Consider the following 14,417-nt stretch of genomic DNA (forward strand, 5'->3'; position numbering starts at 1 on the left):
AAGGGGAATTTCTATGATAGAAACATGGCATAAAGAATTGGAAAGTTTATATAACCAAATAGTTTCATGGCGAAGAGATTTTCATCAATATCCAGAGCTATCGTTTCAAGAAATAGAAACGCCGAGAAAAATAGCTGAAACCTTAAAAAGTTTTCATATTGATGTGAAAACAAATATCGGGGGCAGAGGAGTAATCGGCGTAATTGAAGGTGGAAGACCTGGGAAGACGATAGCGCTACGTGCTGATTTCGATGCACTACCTATCCAAGATGAAAAGCAAGTTTCATATAAATCAAAGATTCCTGGTGTAATGCACGCTTGTGGGCATGATGGACATACAGCAACACTTTTAGGAGTTGCAAAAATATTAAGTGACCATAGAGATCAGCTTTCTGGAAAAATAGTTCTTATACATCAACATGCAGAAGAGAAAGAACCTGGTGGGGCAATTGCCATGATTGAGGATGGTTGTTTAGAGGGAGTAGATGTTGTATTTGGTACACATTTATCTTCTCAAATGCCATTAGGAATTGTTGGTGCAAGAGCTGGAGCAATGATGGCAGCAGCTGATTCTTTTGAAGTGAAGGTTCAAGGGCGAGGTGGTCATGGAGGTATGCCGCATCATACTGTAGATACTATTATCGTCGCAACGCAAGTTATTAATCAATTACAACTTTTAGTTAGTAGAAAAGTAGATCCGCTTCAATCTGCAGTATTAACAGTAGGCACATTTTATGCTGGTCAAGCAGATAATATTATTGCAGATACTGCTACATTTACAGGGACCATTCGAACGCTAGATCCTGAAGTGAGAGAATATATGGAGAAGGAATTTAAACGAGTTGTTGAAGGGATTTGTCAGTCTCTTCATGCTGAAGTTAATATTCAATATAAACGAGGCTATCCAATATTAATAAATCATGTAGATGAAACACGTCATTTTATGACGGTTGCGGAACGTGATCTTGGCAGAGAACGGGTCATGGAAGTACCACCTATTATGGGGGGAGAAGATTTTGCATACTACTTAGAACATGTTCCTGGAGCATTTTTCTTCACAGGTGCGGGGAATGAAGAAATAGGAGCGACATATCCACACCATCATCCTCAATTTGATTTTGATGAACAAGCGATGTTAATTGGTGGTAAATTACTTTTAAGTCTTGTGAATAGTTATGTAAGAGATGAAAAAGAATCTTTTCATCATGTAGAAGTGAAAAAGTAATTTACATAAATAAAAAACAACAACAATAGGCCCTATAACCTATTGTTGTTTTTTATTATTTTTGCAAGGAAAGACCATCAAAATATGTTCTATAGTTACTAGAGAATTCAAAGTTGTTTTTTGCATCCCAATTAATAGACCAAGACATTAGGCCGCGGAATGCAGGATAGCCACTCTGGTTAGAAAGTTTATACTTTCCTCCGAACGGAACGCCTTTAATGATATAATTTAAAGCTTTTTTCATTTCAGTTGGCGAAATGTATCCACCACTTGGAGCTGCCGCCGGTGCTGCTGGAAGCCCAATCATGACTTGATCTGAACGAAGAGCTGGGAAAATGTTATTTGGATTACCACCTACAGGAAAACCATGTAAGAGCATATCTGCCATAGCGACTTCGTAGTCTGCAGTACCTTGATTGTAGTTATTACCGTCCATTCCAATCCCGCTACCAGCATTGTAGTGTTGAACGTGAATGTATGTTAGTTTATCTTTCACTCCGTAAATAATCGGTAAATATGCACCCCAGATACTTCCGTATGCGCTATAACCGCCTTGAACATAAGCTGTTTCAGGAGCCATGCTTAATAGAAAATCTGGACCATAATGATCTGAGATTGTTCGAATAGCTGATATAAGATTTACGATTTGGGGAGTAGTTGGGTTTTTGAAATTAGTGTCATTTCCGTTTAAATAAATACCTGATTCAAGGTCAATATCTATTCCATCAAAACCGTATTTATCGATTAGAGATTGTATGGAATTAATAAAACGTTGCTTAGCGGCATTGTCAGGAAGTAAAACGACTCCATTTTGTCCACCTATTGAAAGAACTACTTTCTTTCCTTTACTTTTTAAATAAGAAATATCTGATTTGAAGTCTGCATCTGTACCATACACAGGAGAAAATTCAACAGTGGAACGATCACCACCAGTTTCACCAAAAGATACATTGATTACATCCCATTTTGGTGAAACGTCTTTTAATTTAATAATGCCAGTACCGTTATCAAAGTTATGCCAGTATCCAACGAGTAATTTTGAACCTAAATTGTTTGCTGCTTGTGCTTGGAAAGGGGATAGCGGTAGAAGTAAGAACATTACTAAAATACAACAAAAAAATTTGAACTTGTTTAACATATCAACACTCCTATACAAAAAGTTGTCTAGATGTATAATCTTGTTTATTTAATAATATCTGAAAGTTCTTTCTTTTGTAAGAGGACTATAATTTTCTCAACAATTGTGTATAGGAAAGTATTAAACCTAATGTAATAATTTTTGAAGGAGGTTGAATTGTAATTGTTAAATTCAGAATATTTTGATATATTTTAAAGTATAGGACAAAATCTTTCGCACAGTACTCTTACATAAATTTCAAAATTTAGTTTGGAAGGGGATGTACAAGATTTGGATAAAAATCTAAAGAAAGACCTCAAAATACGCCACATTACAATGATCTCAATTGGCGGCGTAATAGGGGCTGGTTTGTTTGTTGGAAGTGGTGCAGTTGTACATTCGGCAGGACCAGGTTCTATCGTTTCATATGCATTAGCAGGACTTCTAGTCATTTTCGTCATGAGAATGCTAGGAGAAATGGCAGCTGTTAATCCGACAAGTGGTTCATTTGCAACGTATGCAAGAGAAGCGATTGGTCCTTGGGCGGGTTATACAATAGGCTGGTTATACTGGTTTTTCTGGGTAATTGTTATTGCAATAGAAGCCACAGCAGGTGCTGGTATTATCCAATATTGGATTCCACAAATACCGCTTTGGTTATTAAGTTTAATATTAACAATTTTATTAACGCTGACGAACGTTTTTTCGGTAAAATCATTTGGAGAGTTTGAATATTGGTTTTCTTTTATTAAAGTAATAAGTATTGTTTTGTTCCTTTGTCTAGGTCTTGCTGTTATTTTAGGATTTGTTCCAGGAACAGAAGCACCCGGCACTTCGAATTTAATTGGACAAGGTGGATTTATGCCAAACGGTATAAGTTCGGTATTGCTTGGAATTACTGTCGTTATATTTTCATTTATGGGATCAGAGATTGTAGCAGTAGCAGCAGGTGAATCTGCAGAACCTGTAAAAGCAGTAAAAACAGCAACAAACAGTGTGATTTGGCGTATTCTTGTATTTTTTATTGGGTCTATAGCGGTAGTTGTTACACTACTGCCATGGAATTCAGCAAACATATTAAAAAGTCCATTTGTAGCTGTACTTGAACATATAGGAATACCAGCGGCAGCGCAAATTATGAATTTTATCGTTTTAACAGCTGTGCTTTCTTGCTTAAATTCAGGATTATATACAAATTCAAGAATGCTTTTTTCAATGGCAGAAAGAGGAGATGCTCCAAAGTCATTTTTAAAATTGAACAGTAGTGGTGTTCCTGTTCGGGCCGTTTTATTCGGAACGTTCTTCGCTTATATTGGAGTTGTGTTTAGTTACATTTCTCCAGATAAAGTCTTTTTGTTTTTAGTGAATGCATCTGGCGGGATTGCGCTACTAGTTTATCTCGTTATTGCAGTTTCGCATTTAAAGATGCGTAAAAAAATGGGGAAAGTAGAACAACAAAATTTGAAAGTGAAAATGTGGCTTTTTCCGTATGTAACGTATGTTACAATTGCTGCTATTATAGCAGTTTTAGTTGCGATGTTCGCAATTGATACTTTACGTTCACAAGCACTTTTAACAATGTTTGTTACAGTTCTTATAATACTTTCTTATTTTATTTTTAATAGAAATAAAAATAGCACAGTTTTGAATCCTAAAAGTAAGAATGAGGAATCTGTTCGATTCTAATTTTCTTATTTTCGAAGAGAGTTACACCCAATCATTGCTATAAAAGAATCATATATAATCATAGAAACAAGTAATTACTATTGTCATAGTGAATATAAACTTTTTTCTTGACTTTTTATACGAAGGCGAGCAAAATGGTAAAAAAGGAAGGGGGGATGATGATGGAAGAGTATGTATTAGAGCTGTATAACCTGTTATATACAACAGAATGGCAAGATATTGTTTCGTTTCTAGGAATCGTATTTTGCATGAAAATTGTAATTGTATATATGGAAGAGCAAGGTATGTTCTATTCCTTCTCATCTCCGTTCGATATGCAGCGCGAGCCGTTGCTAAACTATGCCAATGTGAATTACGAACAATTTCCTTTTGTAGTTTTCTTTATGATTCGATTTATTACAGCAATTGTAAGGAAAAAGGAAAGTGACGATGAAGAGTGCCACTCAACTTGTAATATAGTGAATGTTTTTTAAGCTAAATACAAGGAGGAGATTTATATGTGGTTTCGATTTCTTATGATTGGTTTCTTTTCATTAACAGCAATTTCTTTAATGGGATATCAAGTGTCTGAAATTTTTCAAGCATATAGCGATACATTTTTTAACAAAAACTAATCGCATTGCTATTTGAATAATAAAGCGATAAAATCCTTCTTAAGAAGTTTTATTAAGAAGGATTTTTTTCTTTGTCTTGTCTTGCTGTGTCAAACTATTGTCACATTTACACTGTGAATAGTATGTTAAAATAGTGAGGTTACGTATACATATTTGAAGGAAGAGGGAGTGACCATTTTGGTGGATCAATCAACAAATCAGAAAAGCTATGCTCCTATTGTGATAACGCTTTCTGTAATTGTAAATGCGATTATTTTATTTTTGTTCTTTGGACCTGTTGGCTATGAAGGAGAAGTACATTTTGATGTAACAATTTTACCAATGTTAAATGCGATTTTTAATAGCTTTACGTTCGTATTCTTATTAGCAGCTTTATACTCTATTATTAAAAAGAATGTGAAAATGCACCGTGGTTTTATCCTCGCAGCATTTACAACGACGTTGCTATTTTGTGTTTCTTATTTATCGTATCATTACTTGGCGCCAGCAACACATTTTGGCGGAGAAGGGTTTATTAAATATGTGTACTTCATTATTTTAATTACGCATATTATCCTGGCAGCAATTATTGTACCACTTGCATTGTTTGCACTTGTATTTGGTTTTACAAATCAATTAACACGTCATCGTAAAATTGTACGTTGGACGATGCCAATTTGGTTATATGTAAGTTTATCTGGTGTTATTGTTTACTTAATGATCTCACCTTATTATCAATAAAAGTCTTAGCCTTTAGGCTGGGGCTTTTTTGTTAAGCAAATCTTTTTGTGAAATGAAAAAAATATGGTATACAAAAGTATAGTTGCTTTTCATATAGAAGGGATGGTAAAGAAATATGCAAAATTTTGTATTTCGTAATCCAACGAAACTTATTTTCGGTAAAGATCAATTAGAACAGTTAAAAACTGAAATTCCACAGTTTGGTAAGAAGGTTCTTCTCGTATATGGAGGAGGCAGTATTAAAAGAAACGGTATTTATGATAATGTAATCTCTATTTTAAAGGATATTAATGCAGAAGTATTTGAATTGACGGGTGTTGAACCGAATCCTCGTGTATCAACTGTAAAGAAAGGGATTCAAATTTGTAAAGAGAATGGAGTCGAATTTATTTTAGCAGTTGGTGGAGGAAGTGTAATCGACTGTACGAAAGCGATTGCTGCTGGTAGCAAATATGATGGAGATGTATGGGATATTGTAACGAAAAAAGCATTTGCTAGTGAGGCATTACCATTTGGTACTGTACTTACTCTTGCAGCAACAGGATCTGAAATGAATGCAGGCTCGGTAATTACAAACTGGGAAACGAATGAAAAGTATGGATGGGGAAGCCCAGTTACATTCCCGCAGTTTTCAATTTTAGATCCAGTTCATACTGCATCTGTACCGAGAGATCAAACGATTTATGGTATGGTAGATATTATGTCACATGTATTAGAACAATATTTCCATCATGGAACGAATACAGAACTACAAGACCGTTATTGTGAATCTGTTTTAAGAACAGTCATTGAAACAGCACCTAAGCTTTTAAGTGATTTAGAAAATTATGAGCATAGGGAAACAATTTTATATTGCGGAACGATGGCGTTAAATGGCATTTTAGCGATGGGAGTAAGAGGTGACTGGGCAACTCATAATATTGAACATGCAGTTTCTGCTGTTCATGATATACCGCATGGAGGTGGCCTTGCGATTTTATTCCCGAACTGGATGAAACATGTTGTAGAGGAAAATGTAAGTCGTTTTAAACAGTTCGCTATTCGTGTATTTGATATAGAAACAGATGGCAAAACAGATAAAGAAGTGGCATTAGAAGGAATTGAGGCATTGCGTCAATTTTGGACTTCAATTGAGGCACCAGTAACATTGTCTGATTACGCTATTGGAGAAAGTGAAATTGATATAATGGCTAATAAAGCGATGGCGTATGGTGAATTTGGTAACTTTAAAAAATTAAATAAAGATGATGTTCTAAGTATATATAAAGCTTCTTTATAAGTGAATTTAGAAAAGAAACCTATTTGATTGTTTGATCGAATAGGTTTCTTTTTTGATGTTTATAAACGTTTGTGGATGTTTTTGATTATTTTTGATTGTTTATGGTTGATTTTTGTGACCGTTTTCATTATACTGTAATCAAAGAAGAGGTGAATAAAATGTTAACTCCTGAACGTCATCAAATGATATTACAACTTGTAAAAGAACAGAAAGTTGTAAAATTACAGCAATTAGTTGAAAGAACAGAAAGCTCTGAGTCGACAATTCGCCGTGATTTAGCACAATTGGAAAAGCAAAGGTTATTAAAAAGAGTTCATGGTGGTGCTGCTGTTTTAACAGGAAAAGGGAAAGAACCAACGATGGTTGAAAAATCATCCAAAAACATTCAAATAAAACAACAAATTGCTAATTATGCGGCTAGCGTTGTTGACCAAGGTGATTGTATTTATTTAGATGCAGGAAGTACAACATTTGAAATGATTCCATTTTTAATAAATAAAGATGTTACTGTCGTTACGAATGGACTTATGCATATTGAAGCTTTAGTTGAAAATAATATTCGTGCGTATTTACTAGGCGGAATGATGAAGAGTAGGACGAAAGCTTTAATCGGTGCTATGGCACAGGAAAGTATGCAGAAGTATCGTTTTGATAAATGTTTTTTAGGTGCAAATGGTGTACATGAACAGCTTGGCTTTACAACGCCAGATCCAGAAGAAGCGCTCTTAAAACAAATGGCATTAACATTAGCAAACGAAGGATATTTCTTAATTGATGAAAGTAAGTTTTCAGAAGTTGCATTTGCGAAAATTGCAAATGTTGAAGATGCAAATATTATTACAAACCATTTAGAAATTGATTTAGAAAAATATAAAAGACAAACCAATGTAATTGAGGCTGATAAAAAATGATCTATACAGTTACTTTAAACCCATCTATTGATTATGTAGTGCAAGTTTCTTCTTTTGATTTAGGAACAATAAATCGAGCGGAGAAAGATATGAAGTTTCCTGGAGGAAAAGGCATTAATGTTTCTCGTGTTCTTCAGCGTTTAGGTGTTAAAAATATAGCACTTGGATTTACTGGTGGATTTACTGGTCAATTTATTAAAGAGGTATTACAGACGGAAGGTGTAACAACAAACTTCGTCCAAGTAGATGAAGATACTCGCATTAATGTGAAAATAAAAGGGGAAGAAGAAACAGAATTAAATGGCCAAGGTCCTATTGTAACAAAAGAGCAGTTCGAACAGTTAATGAAAAAAATTGAGAGTATGCAACCTGGAGATTGTGTTGTACTTGCTGGGAGTGTACCAGTTTCTATTCCAAGTACCTTTTACGAATCAATTGCTGCGTTTGGAGCTGAAAAAGGTATTCGTGTAGTAGTAGATGCAAGTGGAAGTGCACTGCAACATGTAATTAAAAATAAGCCATTTTTAATTAAGCCAAACCACCATGAACTTGGTGAGTTGTTTGGAGTGGAGCTTTCAACAGTAGAGGACGTTTTACCTTATGGAAGAAAATTAATTAAACAAGGTGTAAAACACGTTATCGTATCGATGGCTGGAGAGGGAGCTTTATTATTTACGGCAGAAGGTATATATGAAGCGACTGTTCCAAAAGGTGTTGTAATTAATTCAGTTGGGGCCGGAGATTCTCTTGTTGCAGGGTTTGTAGGCAAATATGAACAGACAAAAGATATTGAAAAGGCATTTCAATACGGCGTTGCAACAGGGAGTGCAACAGCATTTTCAGCTGATTTATGTAAGAAGGAAAAAGTAGAAGAATTATTGTCGCAAGTAATTGTAGCTAAGCGATAGGGGGAAGCAACATATGAAAATTACAGAACTATTAAAAAGGGATACAGTCATTATGGATTTGACAGCTTCAAATAAAGAAGCTGTCATAGATGAATTAGTTGAGAAATTAAACGGGGCAAATCGTTTAAATAGTAAAATGGAATTTAAAGAAGCTATTTTAAAGCGGGAGTCCCAAAGTACGACGGGAATAGGGGAAGGTATTGCAATACCTCATGCGAAGACAAAGGCTGTTAAACAACCATCGATTTGTTTTGGTAGAAGTGTAAGCGGTATCAATTATGAGTCGCTTGACGGACAGCCAGCACACTTATTCTTTATGATTGCTGCAAGTGAAGGAGCGAATAATACTCATTTAGAAACGTTGTCTCGTTTATCGACATTATTAATGGATGAAGGGTTTCGCAAGCAACTATTAGAAGCGAAGGATGAAAGTGAGCTTCTTCAACTATTTGATGAACAAGAGAATGAAAAAGAAGAAGAGATTGAAGTTGCAAAACCAGAAGGAGATGAACCGTACGTACTTGCTGTTACAGCTTGTCCAACTGGAATCGCTCACACATATATGGCAGCGGATAGCTTAAAAGCAAAAGCGACAGAGTTAGGAATAGCGATTAAAGTTGAAACAAATGGATCAACGGGTATTAAAAACGGTTTAACGAAAGAGGATATTGAACGTGCAACAGCTATTATTGTTGCGGCGGATAAACAAGTAGAAATGAATCGTTTTGCTGGTAAACATGTCATTCAAGTGCCAGTTGCTGATGGGATTCGAAAAACGGAAAATCTGCTTAAACGAGCTGTCAAACAAGATGCACCAATCTTTAAAGGTGTAAAAGAGGACGGGAAGTCAGAAAGTATTGAGGGAGAAAAGGGATTAGGAATTTATAAGCATTTAATGAGCGGTGTAAGTAATATGCTTCCATTCGTTGTTGGTGGCGGGATTTTAATAGCGCTAGCGTTTTCGTTTGGTGGTATAAAGGCGGAAGGTCCTTTAGCTGAATTGTTCATGTCAATTGGTGGAGGAAAAACAGGTGCGTTTTTATTCCTTGTACCAATTTTAGCTGGATTTATTGCAAGTTCTATTGCTGATCGTCCTGGTTTTATGCCTGGTGTTGTAGGTGGATTTTTAGCGGCGAATGCGAATGCGGGATTTTTAGGTGGATTAATTGCTGGTTTCTTAGCTGGATATGTTGTTTTAGGGTTGAAAAGATTATTTTCAGGACTACCAGTACAATTAGAAGGAATTAAACCTGTATTGTTATATCCAGTCTTTGGATTATTGATTACAGGAGTTGTAATGCAAAAAGTAGTAATTCCGCCTGTAGTAGCATTAAATGAAATGTTGACAGGGTGGTTAAATGGTTTAAACGGTACGAATGCTATATTACTAGGTCTTATTTTAGGTGGTATGATGGCAATTGATATGGGGGGTCCAATTAATAAAGCGGCATTTACGTTTGGTATTGCTGCAATAGAAGCGCAGAATTTTGGAGTGCACTCAGCAGTTATGGCTGGTGGTATGGTACCGCCACTTACGATTGCATTCGCAACTACATTCTTTAAATCAAAGTTTACAGAAGCGGAACGTAAGTCTGGTTTAACAAATTATATTATGGGAGCATCATTCATTACAGAAGGTGCGATTCCGTTTGCAGCTGCAGATCCGGTTCGAGTAATCGTAAGTTGTGTTGTTGGTTCAAGTATTGCAGGGGCGTTATCTATGTTATTCCAAATTACATTACCGGCACCGCATGGTGGATTATTTGTAATAGCGTTAGTAAATAAACCGTTACTATATATTTTCTCTATATTAATTGGAACAATTGTCTCGGCTATTATGCTAGGTGTTTGGAAAAAGAAAGTTCAATAACAAATGAAAATAGAGCAGTTTTTAGTAGCTGCTCTCTTTTTATTACAAAAAAATAGGTTAACAATTGAATATTGATGTTTTTTAGTAAAAGATGTAATGAATTGTGAATTTTTTGTAACAAAAAAGTAACACTGTAATTTTTTCTGGAAAAAGTTCTTGCGCTCGTATATGAAAAATATATGAACACCATTGGAAATTGTATTAGAAATACATTTTATTAATATGGGAATTTATGTTACAACTCGTTAATCGTATATTACGAATGCTTTGTAATTGTGTGATTTCCGAAAATTCTAAAAATCTGTTGCTATAATAAAAATACGAAAACAAAGCAAATGGAGGCTATTCATGAAAAAATTATTAGGTATAGCAACAGCAGCAGTTTTTGGTCTTGGGATTTTTGCGGGTTCTGCTAAAGCGGAAACAATTGTAACAACAGACGTATTAAATGTTAGAGAAAACCCAAATGTAGAGTCAAAGCTTGTAGGTAAAGTGTTAAGTGGGAATACACTAGATGTTATAAATACAGAAAATGGATGGACAAAAATTAAGTTGAACGGTAAGGAAGCGTTTGTAAGTGCTGAGTTTACAAAGAGCACATATTATGTAACGGCGGGTGTATTAAATGTTCGTGCTGGAGCGAATACTGATTCTGAAATTTTAGGTAAACTTAATAAAGATGATGTGATTGAAACGACGAATCATGTTCAAAATGAATGGTTACAATTCGACTACAATGGAAAAGTCGGATATGTTCACGTGCCATTTTTAACAGGAACGGCACCTGTAATTGAAAAGAAAGAGGTTGTAGCTCAAGAAGAAGCGCCAGCTAGAACAAATACGCCGGTTAAAAATAATACAGTAGTTAAGAATAAAGAGTCTATTAAGAAGGTAGAATCAAGTAAACCTGTGGTAAAAGAAAAACCGGCTGCAAAACCAGTTGCAAAATCTACTGAAACAAGTGCGCCTGCTGGTGGTCGTGAAATTACGGTAGAAGCGACGGCATATACAGCAGATCCGAGTGAGAATGGTTCGTATGGTGGTCGTGTATTAACTGCAATGGGGCATGATTTAACAGCAAATCCAAATATGAAAGTAATTGCTGTTGATCCGAAAGTAATTCCGCTTGGATCAAAAGTATGGGTAGAAGGGTATGGAGAAGCGATTGCTGGAGACACTGGTGGTGCGATTAAAGGAAATCGTATTGATGTATTGGTCGGTTCAGATGGTAGTGCTAATAGCTGGGGGCGCAAATCTGTAAAAGTGAAAGTTATACAATAGGTTATCGATATTAATATAAAAAGCGGTTGCTTGAATTTATGTAAGCAACCGCTTTTTATGGGTTATTGAAAAGGATAAATAGTTTTACCTGTAATAATTTTATATGCACTGCAAAATTGCGTTTGTATATATTCTGTATTTTCATTTTCTGGATGTAATGTTGTTTCATGGAGAGTAGAATGAAAAGCCCGTAGTAAACAATTTAGGGCGAAGTATAACTCCTCTTGTGAACAATTTTGTTCTTTTGTAGAAGTAGCTAAAATGAGGTCTTTTGTCAAAGATGAAAAATTGATGGTGGATTGTTTCATAGTTAACTCATCCTCTCGAAACTATTTTTATCATGTATATGCAGAATTGGACAAACTATGTTCTTTTTATATATAATTTCATGTACCAAAATGAAAGAACTTGCAATCATGCCGTTAAAATTGGTAAGATTGGGTATAATCAATAGATGGAGTATATTACATAAAGAGAGTTGAATGATATGGGAGAAGTGCAACGTGAAAAAGTTGCTGTCATCATTGGACCAACTGCTGTTGGAAAGACAAAGTTAAGTATCGATCTTGCTAAAGCGTTGAACGGTGAAATTATTAGTGGTGATTCCATGCAGATCTATCGAACGATGGATATTGGAACTGCAAAGGTAACAAAAGCAGAGATGGACGGAATTCCACATTATATGGTCGATATAAAAAATCCGGAAGATTCATTTTCTGTCGCGGAATTTCAAGAACGTGTTCGCAAGCATATTCGAGAAATTACAGAACGTGGTAAATTACCAATTATAGTTGGTGGGACCGGTCTTTATATACAATCTGTTTTATTCGATTATCAGTTTACAGATGATGCTGGTGATGTGATATACCGAGAGCAAATGGAAAAGTTAGCTTTAGAACGCGGTGTGGAATATGTACATAAAAAATTGCAAGAAGTAGATCCAGAAAGTGCGGAGCGTATTCATGCAAATAATGCACGACGTGTCATTCGGGCGTTAGAAATTTTCCACACGACGGGTGAAAAAATGAGTGACCAAATTGAGAAACAAGAAAAAGAGTTACTCTATGATGTTTCATTAATTGGCTTGACAATGGATCGAGAAATGCTATACGATCGCATTAACTTACGAGTGGATTTGATGATGGAACAAGGCCTATTAGAGGAAGTAGAAGGGCTGTATAATAGAGGGATACGAGATTGTCAATCTATTCAAGCGATTGGATATAAAGAAATCTATGATTATTTTGAGAATCGAGCCTCTTTAGAAGATGCGGTATCACAATTAAAGACGAATTCGCGTCGTTATGCAAAACGTCAATTAACGTGGTTCCGTAATAAAATGGACGTCACGTGGTTTGATGTTACAGACGGTGAAAAAACGTCAGAAATTTTACGATACATAGAAGGAAAGTTACAAGTAAAGTCGAATAATAGTAAGTAGAGAAAAAGAGGAGGATTCGACATGAAGCAATCAATCAATATTCAAGATCAGTTTTTAAATCAACTCCGTAAAGAAAATACGTTTGTTACGCTGTACTTATTAAATGGTTTCCAGCTTCGTGGACTAATTAAAGGATTTGATAATTTTACAGTCCTGCTGGAAACAGAAGGTAAGCAACAGCTTATTTATAAACATGCAATTTCTACATTTGTACCACAAAAAAATGTTTCAATTGAATTAGAATAGTAATGAATTATTGTACATAACAAAAAAGAGCGAGTTTCCTCGCTCTTTTTTTATTTGTCATAAACAATATATAGTGAAATTTAAGCGATTCTAAATACAGTAAGGCGGATGTTAGTGTTTCCTGTTGCAGGGATCGTAATCTCATTAAGAGTAGATTGGACAGAGATTCTTGCATCAGCTGCTAATGTTTCGATTGTAGTAAATGAAAGTGAGTCGCCTATTAAATTTGAAGAGAAATTATCAGTTGCGACTGCCCCATTAATTGAAATGCCTACTCCAAGAGGAGCGCATCCTGGCGCAGTTGTAGAAATAGATACGCTAATTACATAAATACCACCGTTGACAACTGTAACTGTATCTGTGCCATTAAAGATAATATTGTTTACGTTAATTGCAGTATTGAAAATAAAGTTATTAAATTGTAGTACTGTTTGTTGAATATTGTTTGTTACAACAATTGTTGCTACAGGGAAACTAGGTCCAGTAGGCCCAGTAGGTCCGGTAACTCCTATACCAGTCGCGCCCGTTGGCCCTTGAACACCTTGAGGTCCAGTAGCACCAACAGGTCCTTGAACACCTTGAGGTCCAGTGGCACCGGTAGCACCAGCAGGTCCTTGAGTACCTTGAGGTCCAGTCGCGCCAGTAGCACCCGTGTTACCTTGAACACCTTGAGGTCCAGTCGCGCCCGTGTTACCTTGAGCACCTTGAGGTCCAGTCGCGCCCGTGTTACCTTGAACACCTTGAGGTCCAGTCGCGCCAGCAGGTCCTTGAGCACCCTGAGGTCCAGTAGCACCCGTGTTACCTTGAGGTCCCTGAGGTCCAGTAGGTCCCTGAGGCCCACCAGAAGGTCCGGTAGGTCCAGTAACTCCTATACCAGTCGCGCCCGTTGGCCCTTGAATACCCTGAGGTCCAGTGGCACCGGTAGCACCCGTGTTACCTTGAACACCTTGAGGTCCAGTGGCACCGGTAGCACCCGTGTTACCTTGAACACCTTGAGGTCCAGTGGCGCCAGTAGCACCCGTGTTACCTTGAACACCTTGAGGTCCAGTCGCGCCAGTAGCACCCGTGTTACCTTGAACACCTTGAGGTCCAGTAGCACCGGTAGCACCCGTGTTACCT

Annotated in this window: 14 protein-coding genes; 11 read left to right on the forward strand and 3 right to left on the reverse strand. The window is 36.4% G+C overall.

The window, feature by feature from the left end:
- Positions 1 to 13 precede the first annotated feature (13 nt).
- Complete coding sequence (locus MR143_RS22740) at positions 14 to 1,225, forward strand: M20 metallopeptidase family protein (protein ID WP_000573496.1); 1,212 nt, start codon at positions 14 to 16, stop codon at positions 1,223 to 1,225.
- A 55-nt stretch (positions 1,226 to 1,280) separates the two neighbouring features.
- On the opposite strand, the gene MR143_RS22745 is transcribed toward MR143_RS22740, so the two are convergent.
- Positions 1,281 to 2,363 carry a chitinase gene (locus MR143_RS22745; RefSeq protein ID WP_000932438.1) on the reverse strand — a complete coding sequence of 361 codons (1,083 nt, stop codon included), beginning with the start codon at positions 2,361 to 2,363 and terminating at the stop codon, positions 1,281 to 1,283.
- A 270-nt stretch (positions 2,364 to 2,633) separates the two neighbouring features.
- Here MR143_RS22745 and gabP point away from each other — a divergent pair, with 270 nt between their 5' ends.
- The 8 genes from gabP (at position 2,634) to entD (ending at position 11,611) form a co-directional block, all read left to right on the forward strand.
- The gene (gene gabP, locus MR143_RS22750; RefSeq protein ID WP_000360113.1) at positions 2,634 to 4,028 is read left to right on the forward strand and encodes a GABA permease; all 1,395 of its coding nucleotides are present in this window, start codon (positions 2,634 to 2,636) and stop codon (positions 4,026 to 4,028) included.
- Between the two features lie 134 nt (positions 4,029 to 4,162).
- Positions 4,163 to 4,501 carry a hypothetical protein gene (locus MR143_RS22755; protein WP_157407007.1) on the forward strand — a complete coding sequence of 113 codons (339 nt, stop codon included), beginning with the start codon at positions 4,163 to 4,165 and terminating at the stop codon, positions 4,499 to 4,501.
- 318 nt (positions 4,502 to 4,819) lie between these two features.
- A complete protein-coding gene (locus MR143_RS22760) occupies positions 4,820 to 5,362 on the forward strand; it encodes a DUF420 domain-containing protein (protein WP_000228316.1) in 543 nt (180 codons plus the stop codon).
- A 115-nt stretch (positions 5,363 to 5,477) separates the two neighbouring features.
- Positions 5,478 to 6,641 (forward strand): iron-containing alcohol dehydrogenase, encoded by a 1,164-nt coding sequence (locus MR143_RS22765; RefSeq protein ID WP_001179069.1) that lies wholly within the window; start codon positions 5,478 to 5,480, stop codon positions 6,639 to 6,641.
- Positions 6,642 to 6,799: 158 nt separating this feature from the next.
- Positions 6,800 to 7,552 (forward strand): DeoR/GlpR family DNA-binding transcription regulator, encoded by a 753-nt coding sequence (locus tag MR143_RS22770; RefSeq protein WP_000957273.1) that lies wholly within the window; start codon positions 6,800 to 6,802, stop codon positions 7,550 to 7,552.
- Positions 7,549 to 8,460 carry a 1-phosphofructokinase gene (pfkB, locus tag MR143_RS22775; RefSeq protein ID WP_000640861.1) on the forward strand — a complete coding sequence of 304 codons (912 nt, stop codon included), beginning with the start codon at positions 7,549 to 7,551 and terminating at the stop codon, positions 8,458 to 8,460. The genes MR143_RS22770 and pfkB overlap by 4 nt, the downstream gene beginning before the upstream one ends.
- A gap of 13 nt (positions 8,461 to 8,473) precedes the next feature.
- Complete coding sequence (locus MR143_RS22780; protein ID WP_199717659.1) at positions 8,474 to 10,330, forward strand: PTS fructose transporter subunit IIABC; 1,857 nt, start codon at positions 8,474 to 8,476, stop codon at positions 10,328 to 10,330.
- Positions 10,331 to 10,678: 348 nt separating this feature from the next.
- A complete protein-coding gene (entD, locus tag MR143_RS22785) occupies positions 10,679 to 11,611 on the forward strand; it encodes a cell wall-binding protein EntD (RefSeq protein ID WP_000734615.1) in 933 nt (310 codons plus the stop codon).
- A 62-nt stretch (positions 11,612 to 11,673) separates the two neighbouring features.
- Here the strand turns inward: entD and MR143_RS22790 are convergent, their stop codons facing one another.
- Positions 11,674 to 11,919, reverse strand: a complete 246-nt coding sequence (locus MR143_RS22790) for a hypothetical protein (RefSeq protein ID WP_000814428.1) — start codon at positions 11,917 to 11,919, stop codon at positions 11,674 to 11,676.
- A 179-nt stretch (positions 11,920 to 12,098) separates the two neighbouring features.
- On the opposite strand from MR143_RS22790, the gene miaA reads away from it, so the two are divergent.
- Both miaA and hfq read left to right on the forward strand, forming a co-directional pair.
- Positions 12,099 to 13,052 (forward strand): tRNA (adenosine(37)-N6)-dimethylallyltransferase MiaA, encoded by a 954-nt coding sequence (miaA, locus tag MR143_RS22795; protein ID WP_000504932.1) that lies wholly within the window; start codon positions 12,099 to 12,101, stop codon positions 13,050 to 13,052.
- Positions 13,053 to 13,073: 21 nt separating this feature from the next.
- On the forward strand, positions 13,074 to 13,298 hold the full coding sequence (gene hfq, locus MR143_RS22800) for an RNA chaperone Hfq (RefSeq protein ID WP_000813896.1): 225 nt from the start codon (positions 13,074 to 13,076) through the stop codon (positions 13,296 to 13,298).
- Between the two features lie 80 nt (positions 13,299 to 13,378).
- On the opposite strand, the gene MR143_RS22805 is transcribed toward hfq, so the two are convergent.
- The coding region (locus tag MR143_RS22805; protein WP_242280992.1) for a Gly-Xaa-Xaa repeat protein at positions 13,379 to 14,417 on the reverse strand (1,039 nt) is incomplete at its 5' end.

Origin of the sequence: Bacillus cereus group sp. BfR-BA-01347 (assembly GCF_022663835.1) — a bacterium.
Taxonomy (GTDB): domain Bacteria; phylum Bacillota; class Bacilli; order Bacillales; family Bacillaceae_G; genus Bacillus_A; species Bacillus_A thuringiensis_K.

Excerpts from the sequence above, each read along its gene's own strand:
- pfkB (WP_000640861.1), top strand. The coding sequence starts at position 7,549 with ATGATCTATACAGTTACTTTAAACCCATCTATTGATTATGTAGTGCAA.
- hfq (WP_000813896.1), top strand. The coding sequence starts at position 13,074 with ATGAAGCAATCAATCAATATTCAAGATCAGTTTTTAAATCAACTCCGT.
- MR143_RS22755 (WP_157407007.1), top strand. The coding sequence starts at position 4,163 with ATGGTAAAAAAGGAAGGGGGGATGATGATGGAAGAGTATGTATTAGAG.
- MR143_RS22765 (WP_001179069.1), top strand. The coding sequence starts at position 5,478 with ATGCAAAATTTTGTATTTCGTAATCCAACGAAACTTATTTTCGGTAAA.
- MR143_RS22740 (WP_000573496.1), top strand. The coding sequence starts at position 14 with ATGATAGAAACATGGCATAAAGAATTGGAAAGTTTATATAACCAAATA.
- MR143_RS22745 (WP_000932438.1), bottom strand. The coding sequence starts at position 2,363 with ATGTTAAACAAGTTCAAATTTTTTTGTTGTATTTTAGTAATGTTCTTA.
- MR143_RS22770 (WP_000957273.1), top strand. The coding sequence starts at position 6,800 with ATGTTAACTCCTGAACGTCATCAAATGATATTACAACTTGTAAAAGAA.
- MR143_RS22780 (WP_199717659.1), top strand. The coding sequence starts at position 8,474 with ATGAAAATTACAGAACTATTAAAAAGGGATACAGTCATTATGGATTTG.
- MR143_RS22790 (WP_000814428.1), bottom strand. The coding sequence starts at position 11,919 with ATGAAACAATCCACCATCAATTTTTCATCTTTGACAAAAGACCTCATT.
- miaA (WP_000504932.1), top strand. The coding sequence starts at position 12,099 with ATGGGAGAAGTGCAACGTGAAAAAGTTGCTGTCATCATTGGACCAACT.
- entD (WP_000734615.1), top strand. The coding sequence starts at position 10,679 with ATGAAAAAATTATTAGGTATAGCAACAGCAGCAGTTTTTGGTCTTGGG.